The sequence below is a fragment of the Cedecea sp. VD22 genome (assembly GCF_037150195.1).
In the GTDB taxonomy this organism is placed as follows: Bacteria; Pseudomonadota; Gammaproteobacteria; order Enterobacterales; family Enterobacteriaceae; genus Cedecea.
On sequence record NZ_JBBCPX010000003.1, the window covers coordinates 163506 to 181513 of the forward strand.

Below are 18008 nucleotides of genomic sequence, written 5' to 3' on the forward strand. Positions count from 1 at the left end.
AAAAGCCGCACCAGCGGCTTTTTACACGCGCTCATTATGGCTAAATCAGCGGCTTACGCAGCAGTCCTTCCAGCACCTTCAGCGGGGAATGCTGCGGGTTTTGCATGGCGTCCACCGGCAACAGGAACGTCTGCTCCAGCATAAACTGCCCGCCCATCGCGGCATGCGGCGTCTGGTCAGAGAAACAGATCCAGCTGCTGCCCGGAGGGAAATCGATGGCCACCTGAGGCCCCCGCTTTTGATAATCCGCATCGGCCTTCATCGCGTCGTGCATCTGCAGCATCAGGTGGTCGTAATGGCTGCGGCGGCTTTTGGTAATGCCGACGGCGTTCTGCAGCCAGCTGCTTACCGGGGAATAGCTTTTCAGGCGCGGCAGGAAGCGTTCGGCCAGCGTCGGGAAGGCTTCACCCACGCGCCAGCTGCGGCTTTCACCGGCCGGATTAATGTTGGTGAAAATACGCAAAATACGCTCGCCATAGTTGGGCCGGGACGGGAACGCGTCCACGTGCAGGCGGCTGTCGTCCTTACGCCAGGAAGTGTTCTGCGTCCACTGCTTAACGGGGTGCAGGCGCAGGCTGTTGGTCGGCGAATGTAGCACCTGCTGGTATTCCGGCAGAAGAGTGGCAATCAGCTGCAGGCAAGATTCGTAATGCCGTTTTAGCAGGGCGCGAACTTCTGGCTCCTGATCGGCTACAGCCACGCCGGTCAATTTATCCTTCAGGGGCTGATAGCTGATGTTTTTACGTTTCGGATCCACGACCGCTGGGTTAAGCAGCGCGGTTTCCTGTTCGGTCAGCGCAAACGCCAGCTGCGGCAGAAAAACAACTTTGCCCTGTTCCAGCTCGCTCACAGCCGACTCAGCAGCCGTATTGCCCCATTGAGAAAGCGGATGCGTCAGGGCTGCGGTATCAAGAGTGATGTTTAAATCTGACATATTGATGTCCTTGCCACTGCTCCGGATAATGTCTTTAACAGATGAATTTCCGGAACATTTTATTTTTTGAAAGACGAATAGAAGCACGCCGCCGGAAGACAGCGAATGCATACCTGAAAGGGATTCGAACGAGTATAGTAAGAATGTAAATTAAAGGTTAAACAAAAGCTCAACATCGTCTTAGGCGCTAAATTAAAACGCACAAAATCATAAAATAACGCTAAGTGAATATTGCACTGGCCCACTGATATTATTCGCTATAGGCCACGGCTAAATAAACAATGGCCCGCTAAGCAGGCCATTGTTTATTTCCACTCGCTGCGCAATAGCGCATAGGCATATTCATCCCCCCACTCACCTTTAAAGAAAATATTCTTGTGAAAGTGTGCTTCCCGACGAAAACCCAGCTTTTCCAGCAGGCCAGCTGCGGCGTCATTCCTGGCATCAACCGTCGCCACCAGGCGATGCTTGTTGAAGGTGGTGAACAACAGATCAATCGCGCCGCGCAAAGCTTCAAAAGCAAAGCCCTGACGCTGATGCCTCTCATCAAAGGTCATGCCCAACTCTGCCTGCTGGCCTTCATCGAAGAAGTGAACGGCAACGTCACCCAATAAACGCTGGTCTTCGCTGCGCACCACCGCAATCTGAAACCAGCTTTCATCGGTATTAAAGCCCAGCGACGCCTGCTGGGCATAAAACGCCTCGGCATCGGCATCGCTATAGCCATCCCAGCTCTGGTAGCGAGCAACTTCCGGCTGGTTACGGTATTCAATAAAAGCGGGCAAATCGGCACGAGTAAACTTGCGCAGCGTCAGGCGCGGGGTGGTCAGTAACGGCTCCATAAGTCATTCCTGGTCAAAGTGTCTGGATGTAGTGTCGGCATGCAGGGTAGCAGCTTTACGTTTTTTCGATATTACGCCGAGTGCTCAGCGGCGCGGTGGCACGCATTATGTAAAAAAGAGAATGAAATGAATATGCTACGAGCAGCAAAACTTTCATCGCCAAATAATTATTAGTTCGCTTACATATTTAAATTCACTAAACGCGACTTAAGCTAAATTTTCTCAATAAATACATATGAATAGTTATGATATATCCTTGTAACAAAAAGCTACAATTTTAATTTTCTTTAAAATCAAACGATTCACAGCTCAAATATTCACCAGTAGAAAATAATCTTTCCCCTGTCAAGGAACGGTCCATAAAATAGCCCCCGTTTTGCCTGGCAAGACAAACTAATAATAATTTTCAACAACATAATTTATCGCGCAACAATAACCCTTTACGGCCCTTAACCTGTCCGTACAGGTTTATTTTTTGCAACACCAAACCAATGTGATAGAAAACAGAACGATACATCATGCACAAGCAAAAATACCTGCCTGTAGCCGCCGCATTGCTGTTTAGCCCGGCGCTGCTAGCTTCAACCAGCTTTAATTTTTCACCCGATGCATTCACCACCAATATTTCCACCAGCATTTTAAACGGAGAATCTAAAGAGCTCGTTTATAATCAAGGCGATGGCAGTAAATTAAGTGAACTGAAATGGAAAATCAAAAATACCCCTATTATTAAAGGCGGTATTAGCTGGGACGCACAGCGCTACATCACCCTCAATGCTAACGGCTGGACAACCTTCGCCTCTCGCGGCTCGCATATGTCCGACTATGACTGGCAAACGCCTGGCCAGAGCCACTGGAGCGACAAATCTACCCACCCGGATACCAGCCTGAATTATGCCAACCAGTTCGATTTCAAGCTTACCGGCTGGCTGCTGAAGGAGCCGACATACAATCTCGGCGTGGTAACCGGCTACCAGGAAACTCGCTATAGCTGGACGGCGAGAGGCGGCTCATACAATTATTTCAACGGTGCACTTATCGGTGAATTCGCCGCCGGGAAACCGGGAATTGGGTATAGTCAGAAATTCAGCGTGCCGTATATTGGGCTGACCAGTAGCTACCGCTATCAGGACTTTGATATTGCAGGGCAATTTAAATTCAGCCCGCTGGTTAATGCTCAGGATAATGACGAGCACTATATGCGTCAGCTGAGCTTTAGCGAGAAAAGTAGTCATTCCAATTATTATGCTGCAACCGTCTCCGCCGGTTATTACGTCACGCCAAATACCCGGCTGTACACGGAATTAACGTGGACGCGTTTTTCCGAAGCAAAAGCATCAACAAAAACCCGTAATAATAATACTGGGGAAACCTGGACCCAGGGCAGCGGGTCAGCGGGCCTGAGTAACGACAGCTACACCTATGGCGTCGGAATTCAGTATCGCTTCTAAAGGGTTTTGCAGATCAAGTTGAGGAAACTCAGCCCGGATTGTGTGATTTTCACCAGCCGGGCTGAGAGATGTTCTTATGCTTGAATAGCAGAGAAAGTGCTGTATTGTTAATGCTCCCACCACGGTAATCATCAATAAAAAACATACCCTCAATATATCTTTATAAGATTTCCATTTTCTTCCAGCCTATAGATACTGCCATTAACAGTGAGCTCTAACCCCGTATTTTTACTGTAGTCAACAATGAAAACCACATCCTTATCAATGCAGTTAACTTTTGTTTTCATATCATCGAAACAGAGTCGGTCATACTTCCCCTCTTCTTTATAGCCCTCACCGAAAAGCCAAATCGTAATAGTGTAGCCACTGTATGATTCAGGCCCTGGAATATCATACTTCGCTTTCAGCATCTCTTGATTTTCCAGCCACCAGTTTATTTTACCTCTACTCGTCAAAGGGAAATTTTTAACCAAAACATCGCTATAGTTACCATCGTAATGAACAGCGACAATCTCCACCGAACGAAGTGACTGCCATAGCAGACAGCCCGCTAACACACAACTCACAAAAACTAGCAAGGAAACTGCTTTCTTATTTTTGAATGTCATTGCGCCCCCCGGTAATTTCAATGGTAGCGATCACATTGAACATCAAAAAAACAAAACATCTCAATCTATCTTTTTAATACTTCCATTTCCTTCCAGCCTATAAATGCCATCATCAAACGTGAACGTAAGCCCTCTATTTTTACTGTTACTGATTCTAAAAACTGAATCTTTATCAATGCAGTTGATTTTTGTTTTCATATCATCGAAACAGAGTCGGTCATACTTCCCTTCTTCTTTATAGCCCTCACCGAAAAGCCAAAAAATAATCGTGTAGCCACCGTAAGATGCAGGCCTTGGAATATCATATCTGGCTTTCAGCATATCCTTGTTTTCCAGCCACCAGTTTATTTTTCCTTTTTTCGTAAAAGGGAAGTTTTTAACCAGAACACTGCTATAGGTATTTCTCTGATGAACAGCGACAATCTCCACCGGACGAAATGACTGCCATAGCAGGTAACCCGCCAACACACAGCCCACCCCAAGTAACATAAAACGTGCTTTCTTATTTTTGAATGTCATTGCGCCCCCCGGTAATTTCAATGGTAGCTTGCATATTGGTCATAAAGGGTTTAAAGGCAAACTCGCTGTAGCGCTGAAGGACAAACCAGATCCGGAAAAAACGGAACTGGTTAAATTTCACCTTTGAAATGTCCTCATCATCCAGCCCAAAGTGGTCCTGGACTTTATAATGCACAACGGCACGATAGCGCTCTTTACCAACTACCAGAGACTTAATCGTGATATGCGTTGCCCAGGTATCGTGCACGGTGATGCCCAGGCCGTTAAAGTTGTCCTGGAAGCGGTCAAATTTTGGTAGTCGTCCCAACATAATCGCGTCAGTTAGCTGCCCCAGCTTCTCTGCAGGATAACTGCCTCTATCCCAGTCAATATAGCTACTGAAAGCTTCTTGCAAACGAAGCCTTGTACTGTTTTCAGACGAACTATCACTTAAAATATGCGCCTCCAACGCGCTATCCAGCAATGGATGGCAGAACGATTTATCGCTATTTTTCTGCATATGGGAAATCATCAGCTTAATCAGCACGTTGTAAGGGGGGTGGCACGCAAACGGACGGGATAGGTGCCGAAACTCATCAAAAAGGATGTTTGCGCACTCCCTCTGGGTCAGTTTATCACCTTCCCCTCGGGATCCGTGGAACATTGACTGCGGCTGGCTGAAGGGGCTGATTGCCGTCAACGTGTAAGGGTTCACTCTGGTGGAAACATCCACCAAATGAAACCGGGCCTTCAGATCGATTTCGGACAGGTCGCCGCAGCGCATATCGCTGGCGGTATAGTCATCCATCTTTTTCTGGGTTTTGAATATCGTACAGGGAAACTGAAGTGCCGGCATAAAGACCTTCCTGGTATATTGTTAACGAGACTCATCTTGAGCGTCACTTATGATAAGCGGCAGATACATATGGCGCGTCACATTTTTTATATTTGCAGTAAAACTTAGACCTCAATCATTATTTTCACTCACAACATAAAACAAAATTACTTTATTTATCTTTATGCATTCATCTAATTAATATATTGAATGAAATTATTATAAAAATATTATTGTATTAACGGATAAAATTCTCCCCCAGGTGTCTGTCACGGCACAGACCCTCTTTCGTATCTGTGCTATAACTCAGCGACTTATTTTCAGGGAGATGACCATGCGACAAAGAGTGATTGCCTGCCCGATAATCCAGAATCAGGGCCAATATTTGCTGTGCAAAATGCCACAAGATCGCGGGGTGTTTCCCGGCCAGTGGGCGCTCTCCGGTGGCGGCATTGAGCCGGGTGAAACCATGGCAGAAGGGCTACGGCGTGAGATCCGGGAAGAGCTGGGGGAAGCGCTGATTATCTCGCACATTGAGCCGTGGACCTTCCGCGATGACGTGCGGGTGAAAACCTACACCGACGGCAGCCAGGAGCAGGTGTACATGATTTATCTGATGTTCGACTGCATTAGCGAAAACCGCGAGATAACCCTTAACGAAGAGTTTGAGCAGTACGCGTGGGTCAGCCCGCAGGATCTGGCGAGCTACGATCTGAATGAAGCCACCGCCGCGACGTTCCGTGATAAAGGGCTGCTGTAATGCATTGGGCAGCCCGAAGGCTGCCCGGCACGGCTAGCGCATCGCGTTGTATATCGCCTGCTGAATTTTGACGGTCTGCTCATCCACCGGCTCTGGCTCCAGCCCCTGGGCGGTCGCATCTTCGTAGCGCTGCTTCTGCGCCGCCAGGCGCAGCTGAGCGCGCTCTACTTCCTCTTTCTGGCGCTGTACCGCCGGGGCTGAACTGCAGAAGCTGGCGAGGAATTGCTTTCTCAGCGAAGTCAGCTTTTGCCCTTTATTCATGCCTAACTCGGTGGAGCCAATCAGCCTGCGGCAGGGCCGGGTTTCGTCCATTTGCGGGCGGTATTGCAGCAAAATGGTCAGCACATCGCGGTCATCCGCCGCCAGCGCCTGCTCGGCAAAATAGACTTTCCAGTTCATCCCGCCCTGCATAAACAGGCGCACAATACGCGCGTCATTACGGTTAATCGCCGCCCGCAGGTTATTTTCGTCCCAGGTGATGCCCATATTGGCAAGCATATCCCGCGGGCTGTTGGATTCCGGCCGCTCTTTCTGCTGCACCGGCGTACTCACTATTGGCGGAGCCGCCGTCACCTCAGGTTTTGAGGTGGCATCACTTAACAGATAAAGACCAATCACCGCCACTGCCACCACCACAATCCCTACCGATGCCCACAGCGCGGTGGAGATCATGTCGGTAGTATCATGCTGTTTTTTGGCCGTGCGCGGGTCATAACGCTCGATTGATTCTCTGATCTCTGCCGGATCGCCGCCCTGGGCCGCATGATTTTTACGCGCCTGGTCAAGGTAGCTTTGCAGTGCCGCATCATCCGCGTCCAGCAGCGAGGAGGGATTCACTTTAGTGCGGCCTTCGCTAAAGGCTTTTTGTACCGGGCCGCTGATTTCACCGAAATAGCTATCCAGCAAAGCCACCTGCACGCTCGTCAGCGGCTGCTTGTGCATCAGGTCGTTGCGGATTTGACGGGTGCCATCGAGGAAGATTTGCAGGGTTTTACGTTGGTCGATAAGAAAACCCAGCTGAGGCGAGTTTTGGTAAACTTTGGCGTAGTGATGGGCAAACTCTTTCTTATCCACCAGCATCAGCGCCAGCTCGCTGAACTTCATGCCGCTCAGCACATCGCCCCGCTCGCCTCGCTTCAGCCAGCGGCGAACTTTGTCAGCCCCAAACTGGCTTTTTAGCTGATTAACCAGCTCCGCCTGGTTTTCCCAAGCCTGATTGACCAGCCCTTTCAGCATCAGTTCAATGGCGCGCATCTGCTGCTGGGCGCCTTTCTGTAGCCCGTCAACGTCGGAGGAAAGCTCGGTGGAGTAGCCCAGCAAGGGCTGTTTGAAGCGCACATGCTCCAGATAACTGGTGAAGCGCAAGGCGGCGAGGAGCTGGTTCTGGCTAACCTCCTGCCCGCTTTCATACTGCGGCACCAGCTGCTGCAAATGGCGCAGCAGCAGCGTGAATTGTGAAATCTCAGAGTCGTTAAGGTTCAGCCGCTTTGCCACCGCTCCCCAACTGCCCAGCGCCATACGGGCCTGCTCCAGCTGCTGGAAAAACCACTGCGGATCTTTGCCTTCGGCGGCACGAATATTCAATAGCGGCAGGATCTGAAGTGAAGCCTGCCGAATAATCCCCAGACACGTCTCAAAGTGCTCCCGCATCTGCAATGTTGCGCTGCTCATGATAGTCCTTTGTCGATGTCCGGCCTTACGTTGCCGAACGCAGAAAAAACGGCTTTTTTCCGCCCCAGGCGGCTATTTTTTATGGTTATTAATGCCAAGGCCACACTTCGCCATTACAGCCGAGTGTAAAGCAGCCCGCCGGGAATCAATGGCGATAAAAAGAGCGATTTAGCCGGGCATTTTCAAATCTCACATTCGACGATTTCGCCCAATCTTTTCAGGGCCGCCTCGGTAACGGCGTTGAACGGCAAAGAATAGTTCAACCGCAGGCATTGGCGATATTTTCCAGAGGCTGAAAACAGCGAGCCGCTCGCAATATGGATTTTTGCCTCTTTCAATGCGCTGCCCAGCCGCACCGCATCGACTTCTTCCGGGAGTTCAATCCACATCAAAAAGCCCCCCTGAGGCCGGCTGACGCAAATCCCGCAGGGGAAATATTGCCGCACGCGGCAGGTAAACACCTCCAGATTGCGCTGGTAGTGCTGGCGCATACGCCGGATATGGCGATGGTAATGCCCGTTGCGAATAAAGGCCGCTACCGCCTGCTGGGTGAAGGTCGCGCTGCTGCCGGTGCCGATATACTTGGTGTGCAGCGTGCGGTCGAGGTAACGTCCCGGCACAATCCAGCCCACGCGCAGCCCCGGCGCCAGCGTTTTTGAAAACGAACTGCACAGCAGGACGCGGCCATCCACATCCAGGGATTTGATCGTCATAGGGCGCGGGTATTCATAGGCCAACTCACCGTAGACATCATCCTCGATGATGGCGATATCAAAGCGCCGGGCAAGGTTCATCACCGCTTTTTTACGCGCCTCCGGCATGATGAAGCCAAGAGGATTATTGCAATTGGCTACCAGAATCACGGCTTTGATGGGCCACTGCTCCAGCGCCAGCTCGAGTGCTTCCAGGCTAATACCGGTGACAGAATCAGTAGGAATTTCAACTACTTTGACACCGTAACCGCGCAGCATCTGCATGGTTCCGTGGAATGACGGCGACTCAACCGCCACTATGTCCCCCGGCTCACACACCGCGCGAATCGCAATCGACAGTGCTTCATGGCAGCCGTTGGTCACCACGATCTCATCGGCATTCACCACGCAGTTGCTGTCCAGCATCAGGCGGGCAATTTGCTCGCGCAGGGCTTTCACGCCGAACATACCGTCGTAGCCCAGCAGCTCAGGCTCCTGGTACTGCGCGAGCCGCCCCATTTCTCGCCACAGCGGTTTCATAGTCGACTGGGTGAGATCCGGCGATCCGCTGCCGAAGGCGATCACTTCGCAATCCTGCCGGGAGTTCACCAATTCCAGCACCGCATCCCACTGCGTCACTTCCACCGGGCGCTGTACGGGACGCGTTAAGCGCGGCACAGGCGGCACGGCTTTGCGCGGCGAAACAAAGTAGCCGGAACGTGGCTGAGGGGAAATCAGCTGCTGGTCTTCCAGGACGTGATACGCCTGTTGCACGGTACTGATACTGACGCCGTGTTCACTGCTCAGGCTCCGCACCGAAGGCAAGCGCTCCCCGCTTTGATAAAGCCCCTGCTCAATGCGCTCAGCCAGCAGCGTGGCGAGATGTTGGTAACGCGTCATGCTGTATCCTCACCGGAAGCCATACAGAAGGAAAAACCGATACAGAATGGCGCAAAAAATGCCATTCAGCTCATGTTTTAGCCCTTCTGTATGTTAAAGAAAAGTAATTTTTGAATCTGTCTGCTTTTGCCCGCTGGCCCCATGATTACCCCCAGGCAAACCGCGAGGAGTCACAGCATGGGCTTTGAAGAGAACCACCATCGCAGACCGTTTTATGGCCTGGTAATGCTTTACCAGTATTTTCGCCGCAGCCGCCAGCGCCGCCAGACTTTACGGGCGTTACGCGAACTTAGTCCGGAACAACTCAGGGATATGGGGCTGACGAGGGATGATTTATCCCGCTGGGAATAACGCTTAAGCGGTGCCACACGCTGGCACCGTTTTTTATTTACTGCTATCAAAAGGAGGACCAGACAACAACAACAATACTCAGGAGCCGCATGAACATCACCGACTTGCCTTTTAATACCACCGACTGGGCCACCCTAATCCCCACCGAACACCCCGGCATCACCGGCAAAGCGCTTTGGCGCACGCAGCAGTTTGGGCCCATCCGCGTGCGCATGGTGGAATACACCGCCGGCTATCTGGCCGATCACTGGTGCCAAAAAGGGCACGTTTTGCTGTGCCTGAAGGGCGAGCTGCAAACTGAGCTGGAAGATGGCCGCCAGTTTACGTTAACCCCGGGTATGAGTTACCAGGTGGCCGACGGCGCGGAGCCTCACCGTTCCTCAACGCCATCAGGTGCCGTCCTGTTTATTGTGGATTAACGCCATGCCGACGCTTTTGACGCCACGCCTGGCGCTCAGCCAAATCACCGAAGCCGACTGGTCACTTTTCCGCTACCTGCAGCAGCAGCCGGACGTCATGCGCTACGTGGCCGATAACCGACCGGAGACAGAGATCCGCCAGGCTTTTGACGCCCGTCTTCCCAACTGGCAGCCGGGCAGCCGCCACTGGCTCTGTATGGTGATGCGTCACCGCAAAACCGGCGTGCCGATTGGCGTCACCGGCTTCATTCTGCGTGAGGACGATATCGCGGAAGTCGGCTTTTTACTCGACCCGTCGTTTCACGGCCAGGGCTACGGGTACGAATCGCTGTACGAGGTGTGCGCCTTTGCATTTGCGGAGGTCGGCATCCGCAAGCTTGTGGCCACGGTCACCGCCGGAAATATTCCGTCGAAGAAAGTGCTGGAGAAAGTCGGGTTTCAGCCGGAAGGAACGCTGCGGGAGAACTACTGGCTGAGCGAACGCTGGCAGGATGACTGGATTTTTGGCCTGCTGGCCCGGGAGTTCAGATAAAACACGGGCCGCACAAGGCGGCCCATACTGCGTGATTCAAGACTTAGTTGTAGATTTCAGCCACGCCGTACATTTTGTTATCACCACCGGCGGAAACAATGCGGATAGACTTCGCGCCTGCCTGCTCGGCTTTCTGCTGCAGCTGGTGTTGCAGGCTGTCGAGGTTAGACGCGCCGCTGACCGATACGGTGCCCATTTTCTGGCTGACAGCTGGCTGAGTTTCCGCAGCGAAGCCGGAGAAGGAAGCAGCGAGAGTCATAACTACGGCAAAATATTTGATGCTTTTCATGATGGTTACCTTTGCATTTTGTTTAGTTGGAAGGCTGACTGCCTTCAATGAGATAAGAATAGCGCCGCCGTGCTTTGTTTGTTAGCGGAACAATTCGCTTATCTACTTCAAAAAAACTGAACACAAAATGATCATGAAAAAAGCGACAGAAACTGAGGGTTAAACCCCGCACCCGGCGCTTAACAACAAGGCCGGATGAGGATTTAATCGGAAAACGATGACGGGTTTTATTGGCTTATTTCACCGAAAAGAGAACGCGATCAGAATTCCGTGCGGGAGAAACCGGTCATCTCGGTCAGTTCCATCTCGCGACCCAGAGCGGTCATCGGATGGACAATTACCAGGCCACGCACGCTTTTCTTGAGCTTGCCCATATCGGCCTGCTCTTTTTTGGTAATCGCACGCTTGTACGGCAGCGCTACCAACTTCTGCGCTTCTTTGCTCAGCTTCTGGTTACGCACCGCCTGCAGGCGAGCGATTTCGATTTCCAGCTTCTGCCGCTCTTTTTCCAGCTCGGCATATTTTTCCGCTTCGTTGATCAGGTGCAGGCCTGGCATTTCGTGGCGGATAGCGTCCAGACGGTCGCTGAGGCGTTTAATTTCTGCTTTTTCGATTTCTTTCATTTTGACTTACCGTGAATAAAGATGGCTTGCTGGCAAGGATACACGATCCTGAGGGACAGGGCGAAAAGCGGCTATTTCTGGAAGGCTTTTTTTAAGCTGATCCGGGAGATCAGCTCGGTCAGGGAAAGGACCATCGTGGAACGAACGATTTGCATATATCGCTGACGCTGCATTGCCAACAACTCAGGATCGCTGCCGTCAACGAAAGTCGGCGTCGGCGGTAGTGCCGTCACGCAGTGCAGCTCGCCAAACGGGCCAAGCATTTCGTCATCGGTGAAGCTGTACTCGTTGCCGTCGTGGTTCAGTTCTTCCCGGAGCGCCATGAGCAGCTCGCAGTCTTCGTACTCGGCGCGGTTCAACACGCCCAGCCCGTAGATAAGCTTCAGGCGTACCGACAGGTCGCCCAGCGGGCCGTCGCCGTCCAGCAATGGCTCAACCGCATATTTCACCGCGTAGTCGTCCTTGCGGAACACCTGCAGCACCAGGATATTTACCGCTTCGGTTAACAGCTCGACGGCAGCAATCAGCAGGCTTCTTACGGTTTTGCCGGCATTCAGTCGCTCAAGCACGCGGTTTTCAAAGGCCTGGGTTTCTTCCATTTTTGCCTGCATCACTAAACATGTTTCAGGCGCGGTATCCACCGCGCCTGCATAGGGTTACGCTATGGCGTTATACGCCTTCACCGCCTCAGTCACGGCTTCGCTGTTTACATCCAGACCGGACACTTCCGCCAGCGCCGCCTGCGGGCCTTTATCTGCCAGAAGCTGCTTCAGCTCCTGCGCCTGCGGGTCCTGCTCGCTGTGGTAGTGCATTGCCGCCGCAATCCCTTTGATCAGGTGAGCGTGAGGCAAACCGTACTCAATCGTCCCCAGCAGCGGCTTAACCAGGCGGTCACCCGCGCTGAGTTTACGCAGCGGCTGGCGGCCAACGCGTTCCACGTCATCCTTCAGATACGGGTTTTCGAAACGACCGAGGATTTTCTTGATGTACGCGGCATGTTTGTCGGCTTCAAAGCCGTAGCGCTTAATCAGCACCGCACCGCTCTCTTCCATCGCCCCTTTCACTACGGCGCGCACTTTCTCATCAAGAATGGCATCGCGGATAGTCTGGTGCCCGGCCAGCTGACCGAGGTACGCGGTTATAGCATGCCCGGTATTCAGCGTGAAGAGCTTGCGCTCGACAAACGCCATAAGATTATCAGTAAGTTCCATGCCAGGAATGTTCGGCAGGTCACCTTTAAACTGGGTTTTATCGACAATCCACTCGCTAAAGGTCTCCACGGTCACTTCCAGCGGATCGTGAGTGGCGGATTCAGACGGCGGAACGATGCGGTCAACTGCAGAATCGACAAAGCCAACGTGCTGCTCTACCCACGCCCACGCGTCAGCAGACAGCGCTTTCTTGACGTGCTCTTTCAGCTGGCTGGTGCCACGCACCATGTTTTCACAGGCGATGATGTTCAGCGGCGTTTCGTTGCCGTTCGCACGGCGCAGTTCCAGGCCTTTGGCAAGCGTTGGTGCGATGCGCTCCAGCACAACCGGGCCGACGGCGGTGGTGATCAGATCAACCTGAGCGATAAGGGCCACAACGTCGTCGCCGATGCTGCTGACGGCATTCACGTTGGAGACGGTATCAATCTGCTGCTGCTCGCCGACTACGTGAACCTGGTAGCTGTGACGCGCGTTCAGGGCATCCAGAACCACCTGGTTTACGTCGGCAAAAGTCAGCTGCAGACCGGCGTCCGCCAGCAGTTTACCGATAAAGCCACGACCGATATTACCTGCACCAAAATGTAATGCTTTCATTGCGTTAACCTTCCTGATTATTTCACCCGTGAGGGCTGGGGTAAGGATACTGTATGCGAATCCCCTCACCCTAGCCCTCTCCCAAAAGGGGAGAGGGGGTAATGCTTTGCACCTGCTGCCCCTCAGGGGGTGAGGGGCAGGGTCTTATTTCTTACCGGCCAGCAAATCCAGCACTTCCTGGACGCTGGTGGTGTGCGCCAGGCGCTCAATCACCGACTCATCATCCAGCGCGTTGGTCAGGCTGGTGATGACCTGGATGTGTTCGTTATTGCGGGCTGCAATACCGATCACCAGGCGAGCCACGTCTTCCGGCTCTTCACCGAAGTGAACGCCTTCCGGGTACTGGCAGAACACCACGCCGGTTTTCAGCACGCGGTCTTTTGCTTCCACGGTGCCGTGAGGAACCGCGATACCTTCACCCAGGTAGGTCGGGGTCAGTTTCTCGCGCTCAAACATCGCGTCCACGTATTCCGGCTGCACGTAGCCGCCGTTCACCAGCTGTTCACCAGCGAAGCGAATCGCTTCTTCTTTGTTGCTGGCTTTCAGGCCGAGGAACACGTTACCCGCGCCCAGCTTGAACACCGCGTCTTCGCTGGAAACAAAGCTGTCTTCCAGGCTGTGCATGACTTTTTCTTCTTTCTGACTCAGATTCTGGGAAGCCACCAGACGCTCAACCAGGTTAGCGTACAGGCTGCTGTCGAGGAAGTTGGTCAGGGAGATATGCTGCGCCTGCGGCACCTGGCGCATCGCACGCTCGGTCAGGTCGCGGTGGGTAATCACCAGGTCAACGTCGTCCGGCAGGCTGTTGATCGCGCAGTTGGTCACGGAGATATTTTTCAGGCCAGCGTCGTTCACTTTCTTACGCAGCACGCCTGCGCCCATGGCGCTGGAGCCCATCCCTGCGTCGCAGGCAACGATGATTTTACGCACGTGGCTCAGGTCGTTAGACAGGCCAGCACCTACCGCCAGCGGCGCTGCGCCACCTTTGGATTCGGCTTTCATTTCCTGCATACGGCGAGCCGCAGCTTCGATGTCGTCTTCTTCTTTCACTTTGCTGGTTTTCAGCAAGATGGCGGAGACCACGAAGGAGACAACCATTGCCGCACAGATAGCCGCGATGTTAGCGAAGTACGCGCCTTTCGGCGTCATTGCCAGTACCGCCAGGATAGAACCCGGGGAAGCCGGAGACACCAGGCCGCCGTTCAGCACGGTCAGGGTGAACACGCCGGTCATACCGCCGAGGATAACGGCCAGGATCAGACGTGGGTTCATCAGCACGTACGGGAAGTAAATTTCGTGGATACCGCCCAGGAAGTGGATGATTGCCGCGCCGCCCGCAGACTGCTTAGCGTTACCGCGCCCAAAGAACATGTACGCCAGCAGAACACCCATACCCGGACCCGGGTTCGCTTCAATCAGGAAGAAGATGGATTTGCCCAGCTCGTGGGACTGCTGAATACCCAGCGGCGAGAAGATACCGTGGTTGATGGCGTTGTTCAGGAACAGGATTTTAGCTGGTTCTACAAAGATAGACGCCAGCGGCAGCATGTCGTGCACAACCATGAAGTTAACGCCTGCCGCCAGAACTTTGGACAGGACTTCAACCGCCGGGCCGATGCCGAGGAATGCCAGAATCGCCAGGATCATCCCGATGATACCGGCAGAGAAGTTGTTCACCAGCATTTCAAAGCCGGATTTGATTTTACCGTCGACCCATTTGTCGAAGTGCTTGATTGCCCAGCCGCCCAGAGGACCCGCAATCATTGCGCCGAGGAACATCGGCATATCTGCCCCGACGATAACGCCCATGGTAGTAATCGCACCCACCACGCCGCCGCGGTCACCGCCAATCAGGCGACCACCGGTAAAGCCGATCAGCAGCGGCAGCAGGTAAGTGATCATCGGGCCTACCAGCTTCGCCAGCGTTTCGTTTGGCAACCATCCGGTAGGAATAAATAAGGCCGTGATAATACCCCAGGCGATAAACGCCCCGATATTTGGCATAACCATATTGCTGAGGAAACGACCAAAGCTTTGCACTTTGATCTTGATATCGGATGACATACACATACCCCTTGTTGGTGTTCCGCGCTGAAAAGCAGCCCGAGGTTTATTGTTAACGTAGCGGCAGGGTCGCCGGCCTTATGCAGTAAAGTGACGCGAATCTGGCACTGAATCGTTAATCTGTCCAGCAACCGCCTAATTATGTGATTTAGATCACTAATACTCAGGGATCCACCTTCCACATTGAGTGATTAAGATCACATAATTGCAGTGTAAAAAAAGTACACCGTGGAATTTTTAACCCTGATTGACCTTTTAATGTGACTAAAATCACATTTTGTTATGACGTCTTTGTTATTCATTTGTGATCTACTTCACAAAGTATTTTGGGGCAGATTAATCCTAATGTGATCCAGTTAAAATCTGGGCGTTGACAACAAACGGCGGGCAAGAAAGGGATGAAAGTAAATTACAGCGAAGCGGCTGGCAGAAAGCGCGACGTTGAATGCCGCGCTGGAATGAAAAGTTAGTTACCCTAAGTCCGCGACAATGCCGCGCACCTGAGCAAACAGCTGCTGGTAATGGGCGTCGCTGTCGCCAATCCCCTCTTCCACGCCGATGGTGTTATAGAGGAACTCAATTTTTGCATCTTCCACGCCCAGATACCCCATTGAGCCGTGAATATAATCGGCCATGTTTTTTTCCCAGCCATATTTCACAAACCCGGCCTGCGAGCCGCCGACCAGCGCCACCCAGCGGATTTTCTTATTGCCCAGCGTGCTGCCTGGCCCGTAGCCCAGGCCGAAGTTCCACACGCGATCCAGATAGCCTTTGAGCATGGCCGGGAAGCTGTACCACCACACCGGGAACACGATCACCACGGTGTCTTTATCTTCTAACTCGCCAAACAAGCGATGAACTTCCGGGGAATACTGTTTCTGCGGGTTGTTCCAGTCCGGCTCATCTTCCATGCCCAGCGCCGGGTTAAAGCCGCTGCGGTACAGATCCAGGGAGGAGACGTTAATGCCGCGTTCGGCCGCCTCGCCCTGAATTTCCTGCACCACCTGCGCGGTTAGCGACTCACTGCGCGGGTGCGCCCAAACAATATACATATTCTCTGATTTCATGGAGTTATCTCAGCCAGTGGGGATGTACGTTCACTTTACGACCGCTGGATAATTCTGTAAAACGTAGTATTTGAGATAGGTTAATGAAGGATTTTCACTAATGGCGCTGAATTTTACCGACTTTGCGACCTTTATCGCCGTGGCGCGGCACAAAAGCTTTCGCGCCGCCGGGGACGAGCTGGGGCTGTCTCCTTCGGCGATCAGCCACGGCATCAAACAGCTCGAGCAGCGCCTGAAAATTCGGCTGTTCAACCGCACCACCCGCAGCGTCTCGCTGACCGAGGCTGGCAACAACCTCTACGAGCGCCTGCGCCCGGCCTGCGACGAGATTCATACTATTCTCGATGAGGTGAACTCGTTTCGGGACACGCCGATGGGTACCCTCAAAATCAACAGTTCGCGGCTGGCATCACGCCTTGTGCTGATGCCGCTGGTCGCCGGGTTTACCGCCCGCTATCCCGACATCAAAGTCGAAGTGACCACCGACGACAGGCTGGTGGACATCGTGAAGCAGGAGTACGACGCCGGGATACGGCTGAGCACCACGGTGGAAAAAGACATGATTGCCGTTCCCATCGGCCCAAAAGCGAGGATTTGCGTCGTCGCCACGCCGGAATACCTGGCGCAAAACCCTGCGCCAATGCACCCTCGCGAGCTGGTTAATCACTGCAGCGTCATCTTTCGTTTTCACAGCGGCCGCCCCTATTGCTGGGAGTTTTACGGGCCGGAGGGCAAGCTGGAAGTGACGCCGTGCGGCAACATCATCGTGGACGATCTCGACTCTGAGCTGGCAGCGGTGCTGTGCGGCGCAGGCATCGGCTATCTCTATCAGCAGCAGGTAGAAGAACACCTGGCAAGCGGCAGGTTGGTTTCAATGCTCGAAGACTGGCTGCCTGCGCTGCCGCCGTTCCAGTTCTATTACCCAAATCGGCAATACATGCCCAGCGCGCTGCGTGCCTTCGTTGATTACATAAAAGCGCAGCAGGCGTAGACTTTTTCACCAATGTTGGGTATCTGTTTCATACTTACCTCAAGTTGGCAAAAACGGATAATGTCATGAAACTGATCGGTAATTACACCAGCCCCTACGTGCGAAAGATCTCGGTCATCCTGCTTGAAAAAGGCCTCAGTTTTGAATTTATTAACGTCAACCCGTGGGTTGGCGACAGCCCGGCTCCGCAGTACAACCCGCTAGGCAAAGTCCCTACGCTTATCACCGATGAAGGCGAGCGCTGGTTTGATTCGCCGATCATCGCCCAATACCTTGAGCTGCTAAACATTGCGCCAGAGCTCATTCCGCACGACCCAAAAGCGGCGCTGAAAGTGCGCCAGCTTGAGGCGCTTTCCGACGGCATTCTGGACGCGGCGTTAACGTCGGTGCGTGAGAAACTGCGCCCGGCGGAACAGCAGTCTGAAGAAGTCCTGGTGCGTCAGCGCGAGAAGATTGGCCGCGCCCTCGACCTGCTGGAAGAATACGCCGCCGACGGCACCCTGGCCGCCGAGCCGCTCGATCTGGCCAGTATTTCCGCGGCCTGCGCAGTGGGCTATCTTAATTTCCGCCGCGTTTCACCGGGCTGGTGCGTGAACCGCCCTCACCTGGTCAAGCTGGTAGAACAGCTGTTCCAGCGCGAGAGTTTTGCCCGTACCGAACCGCCCGCGGCATGATC

The 18008-nt window shown here is 53.1% G+C and carries 20 protein-coding genes; 7 read left to right on the forward strand and 13 right to left on the reverse strand.

Annotated features, from left to right (window positions below):
- Positions 1-40: 40 nt before the first annotated feature.
- Complete coding sequence (locus WFK85_RS09080; protein WP_336706556.1) at positions 41-934, reverse strand: Kdo hydroxylase family protein; 894 nt, start codon at positions 932-934, stop codon at positions 41-43.
- Positions 935-1239: 305 nt separating this feature from the next.
- Positions 1240-1776 (reverse strand): GNAT family N-acetyltransferase, encoded by a 537-nt coding sequence (locus tag WFK85_RS09085; protein WP_166994746.1) that lies wholly within the window; start codon positions 1774-1776, stop codon positions 1240-1242.
- A gap of 518 nt (positions 1777-2294) precedes the next feature.
- On the opposite strand from WFK85_RS09085, the gene WFK85_RS09090 reads away from it, so the two are divergent.
- Positions 2295-3227, forward strand: coding sequence for an omptin family outer membrane protease (locus WFK85_RS09090; RefSeq protein ID WP_336706558.1), 933 nt, complete (start codon positions 2295-2297; stop codon positions 3225-3227).
- A 149-nt stretch (positions 3228-3376) separates the two neighbouring features.
- Here the strand turns inward: WFK85_RS09090 and WFK85_RS09095 are convergent, their stop codons facing one another.
- Genes WFK85_RS09095 through WFK85_RS09105 form a run of 3 tightly spaced genes read right to left on the reverse strand, consistent with a single transcriptional unit; the run spans position 3377 to position 5189 of the window.
- On the reverse strand, positions 3377-3835 hold the full coding sequence (locus WFK85_RS09095) for a DUF943 family protein (protein WP_336706560.1): 459 nt from the start codon (positions 3833-3835) through the stop codon (positions 3377-3379).
- Between the two features lie 60 nt (positions 3836-3895).
- Complete coding sequence (locus WFK85_RS09100) at positions 3896-4354, reverse strand: DUF943 family protein (RefSeq protein ID WP_166994750.1); 459 nt, start codon at positions 4352-4354, stop codon at positions 3896-3898.
- Positions 4338-5189 carry a YPO3983 family protein gene (locus WFK85_RS09105; RefSeq protein WP_336706562.1) on the reverse strand — a complete coding sequence of 284 codons (852 nt, stop codon included), beginning with the start codon at positions 5187-5189 and terminating at the stop codon, positions 4338-4340. Before WFK85_RS09105 ends, WFK85_RS09100 begins: the two co-directional genes overlap by 17 nt.
- Positions 5190-5502: 313 nt before the next feature.
- Between WFK85_RS09105 and nudI the strand changes: the two genes are divergently transcribed.
- Positions 5503-5928: a nucleoside triphosphatase NudI gene (gene nudI / locus WFK85_RS09110; RefSeq protein WP_008458672.1), complete on the forward strand. Its 426-nt coding sequence runs from the start codon at positions 5503-5505 to the stop codon at positions 5926-5928.
- Between the two features lie 33 nt (positions 5929-5961).
- Here nudI and WFK85_RS09115 read toward each other — a convergent pair whose 3' ends face one another.
- Both WFK85_RS09115 and WFK85_RS09120 read right to left on the reverse strand, forming a co-directional pair.
- Positions 5962-7599: an STY4199 family HEPN domain-containing protein gene (locus WFK85_RS09115; RefSeq protein ID WP_336706564.1), complete on the reverse strand. Its 1638-nt coding sequence runs from the start codon at positions 7597-7599 to the stop codon at positions 5962-5964.
- A gap of 182 nt (positions 7600-7781) precedes the next feature.
- A complete protein-coding gene (locus tag WFK85_RS09120; RefSeq protein WP_166994756.1) occupies positions 7782-9191 on the reverse strand; it encodes an aminotransferase class I/II-fold pyridoxal phosphate-dependent enzyme in 1410 nt (469 codons plus the stop codon).
- 177 nt (positions 9192-9368) lie between these two features.
- On the opposite strand from WFK85_RS09120, the gene WFK85_RS09125 reads away from it, so the two are divergent.
- The 3 genes from WFK85_RS09125 to WFK85_RS09135 all read left to right on the forward strand — a co-directional run bounded on the left by WFK85_RS09125 (position 9369) and on the right by WFK85_RS09135 (position 10493).
- Positions 9369-9542: a DUF1127 domain-containing protein gene (locus tag WFK85_RS09125; RefSeq protein WP_008458678.1), complete on the forward strand. Its 174-nt coding sequence runs from the start codon at positions 9369-9371 to the stop codon at positions 9540-9542.
- An 89-nt stretch (positions 9543-9631) separates the two neighbouring features.
- The gene (locus tag WFK85_RS09130) at positions 9632-9961 is read left to right on the forward strand and encodes a DHCW motif cupin fold protein (protein WP_336706567.1); all 330 of its coding nucleotides are present in this window, start codon (positions 9632-9634) and stop codon (positions 9959-9961) included.
- 4 nt (positions 9962-9965) lie between these two features.
- Positions 9966-10493, forward strand: coding sequence for a GNAT family N-acetyltransferase (locus WFK85_RS09135; RefSeq protein WP_336706568.1), 528 nt, complete (start codon positions 9966-9968; stop codon positions 10491-10493).
- Positions 10494-10536: 43 nt separating this feature from the next.
- Here the strand turns inward: WFK85_RS09135 and WFK85_RS09140 are convergent, their stop codons facing one another.
- The 6 genes from WFK85_RS09140 to WFK85_RS09165 form a co-directional block, all read right to left on the reverse strand.
- Complete coding sequence (locus WFK85_RS09140) at positions 10537-10782, reverse strand: DUF1471 domain-containing protein (protein WP_008458685.1); 246 nt, start codon at positions 10780-10782, stop codon at positions 10537-10539.
- A 260-nt stretch (positions 10783-11042) separates the two neighbouring features.
- Positions 11043-11405: a YibL family ribosome-associated protein gene (locus WFK85_RS09145; RefSeq protein ID WP_008458687.1), complete on the reverse strand. Its 363-nt coding sequence runs from the start codon at positions 11403-11405 to the stop codon at positions 11043-11045.
- Positions 11406-11476: 71 nt separating this feature from the next.
- Positions 11477-12016, reverse strand: coding sequence for a mannitol operon repressor MtlR (gene mtlR, locus WFK85_RS09150; RefSeq protein ID WP_008458691.1), 540 nt, complete (start codon positions 12014-12016; stop codon positions 11477-11479).
- A gap of 45 nt (positions 12017-12061) precedes the next feature.
- Positions 12062-13210: a mannitol-1-phosphate 5-dehydrogenase gene (gene mtlD / locus WFK85_RS09155; protein ID WP_336706570.1), complete on the reverse strand. Its 1149-nt coding sequence runs from the start codon at positions 13208-13210 to the stop codon at positions 12062-12064.
- Between the two features lie 144 nt (positions 13211-13354).
- Positions 13355-15274 carry a PTS mannitol transporter subunit IICBA gene (locus WFK85_RS09160; RefSeq protein WP_008458694.1) on the reverse strand — a complete coding sequence of 640 codons (1920 nt, stop codon included), beginning with the start codon at positions 15272-15274 and terminating at the stop codon, positions 13355-13357.
- A gap of 470 nt (positions 15275-15744) precedes the next feature.
- Positions 15745-16341 carry an NAD(P)H oxidoreductase gene (locus tag WFK85_RS09165; protein ID WP_166994766.1) on the reverse strand — a complete coding sequence of 199 codons (597 nt, stop codon included), beginning with the start codon at positions 16339-16341 and terminating at the stop codon, positions 15745-15747.
- Between the two features lie 100 nt (positions 16342-16441).
- On the opposite strand from WFK85_RS09165, the gene WFK85_RS09170 reads away from it, so the two are divergent.
- Together WFK85_RS09170 and WFK85_RS09175 are read left to right on the forward strand one after the other, a co-directional pair.
- Positions 16442-17332: a LysR substrate-binding domain-containing protein gene (locus WFK85_RS09170; protein ID WP_166994768.1), complete on the forward strand. Its 891-nt coding sequence runs from the start codon at positions 16442-16444 to the stop codon at positions 17330-17332.
- 65 nt (positions 17333-17397) lie between these two features.
- On the forward strand, positions 17398-18006 hold the full coding sequence (locus tag WFK85_RS09175) for a glutathione S-transferase (protein WP_166994769.1): 609 nt from the start codon (positions 17398-17400) through the stop codon (positions 18004-18006).
- The last annotated feature ends 2 nt before the right edge of the window (positions 18007-18008 follow it).

What these genes read in the sequence shown, in the direction of transcription:
- WFK85_RS09130 (WP_336706567.1), top strand. Translation starts at nt 9,632, where the DNA reads ATGAACATCACCGACTTGCCTTTTAATACCACCGACTGGGCCACCCTA.
- WFK85_RS09170 (WP_166994768.1), top strand. Translation starts at nt 16,442, where the DNA reads ATGGCGCTGAATTTTACCGACTTTGCGACCTTTATCGCCGTGGCGCGG.
- nudI (WP_008458672.1), top strand. Translation starts at nt 5,503, where the DNA reads ATGCGACAAAGAGTGATTGCCTGCCCGATAATCCAGAATCAGGGCCAA.
- WFK85_RS09135 (WP_336706568.1), top strand. Translation starts at nt 9,966, where the DNA reads ATGCCGACGCTTTTGACGCCACGCCTGGCGCTCAGCCAAATCACCGAA.
- WFK85_RS09080 (WP_336706556.1), bottom strand. Translation starts at nt 934, where the DNA reads ATGTCAGATTTAAACATCACTCTTGATACCGCAGCCCTGACGCATCCG.
- WFK85_RS09105 (WP_336706562.1), bottom strand. Translation starts at nt 5,189, where the DNA reads ATGCCGGCACTTCAGTTTCCCTGTACGATATTCAAAACCCAGAAAAAG.
- WFK85_RS09085 (WP_166994746.1), bottom strand. Translation starts at nt 1,776, where the DNA reads ATGGAGCCGTTACTGACCACCCCGCGCCTGACGCTGCGCAAGTTTACT.
- mtlR (WP_008458691.1), bottom strand. Translation starts at nt 12,016, where the DNA reads ATGCAGGCAAAAATGGAAGAAACCCAGGCCTTTGAAAACCGCGTGCTT.
- WFK85_RS09175 (WP_166994769.1), top strand. Translation starts at nt 17,398, where the DNA reads ATGAAACTGATCGGTAATTACACCAGCCCCTACGTGCGAAAGATCTCG.
- WFK85_RS09120 (WP_166994756.1), bottom strand. Translation starts at nt 9,191, where the DNA reads ATGACGCGTTACCAACATCTCGCCACGCTGCTGGCTGAGCGCATTGAG.
- WFK85_RS09165 (WP_166994766.1), bottom strand. Translation starts at nt 16,341, where the DNA reads ATGAAATCAGAGAATATGTATATTGTTTGGGCGCACCCGCGCAGTGAG.
- WFK85_RS09115 (WP_336706564.1), bottom strand. Translation starts at nt 7,599, where the DNA reads ATGAGCAGCGCAACATTGCAGATGCGGGAGCACTTTGAGACGTGTCTG.
- WFK85_RS09100 (WP_166994750.1), bottom strand. Translation starts at nt 4,354, where the DNA reads ATGACATTCAAAAATAAGAAAGCACGTTTTATGTTACTTGGGGTGGGC.
- WFK85_RS09160 (WP_008458694.1), bottom strand. Translation starts at nt 15,274, where the DNA reads ATGTCATCCGATATCAAGATCAAAGTGCAAAGCTTTGGTCGTTTCCTC.
- WFK85_RS09090 (WP_336706558.1), top strand. Translation starts at nt 2,295, where the DNA reads ATGCACAAGCAAAAATACCTGCCTGTAGCCGCCGCATTGCTGTTTAGC.
- WFK85_RS09095 (WP_336706560.1), bottom strand. Translation starts at nt 3,835, where the DNA reads ATGACATTCAAAAATAAGAAAGCAGTTTCCTTGCTAGTTTTTGTGAGT.
- WFK85_RS09125 (WP_008458678.1), top strand. Translation starts at nt 9,369, where the DNA reads ATGGGCTTTGAAGAGAACCACCATCGCAGACCGTTTTATGGCCTGGTA.
- WFK85_RS09140 (WP_008458685.1), bottom strand. Translation starts at nt 10,782, where the DNA reads ATGAAAAGCATCAAATATTTTGCCGTAGTTATGACTCTCGCTGCTTCC.
- mtlD (WP_336706570.1), bottom strand. Translation starts at nt 13,210, where the DNA reads ATGAAAGCATTACATTTTGGTGCAGGTAATATCGGTCGTGGCTTTATC.
- WFK85_RS09145 (WP_008458687.1), bottom strand. Translation starts at nt 11,405, where the DNA reads ATGAAAGAAATCGAAAAAGCAGAAATTAAACGCCTCAGCGACCGTCTG.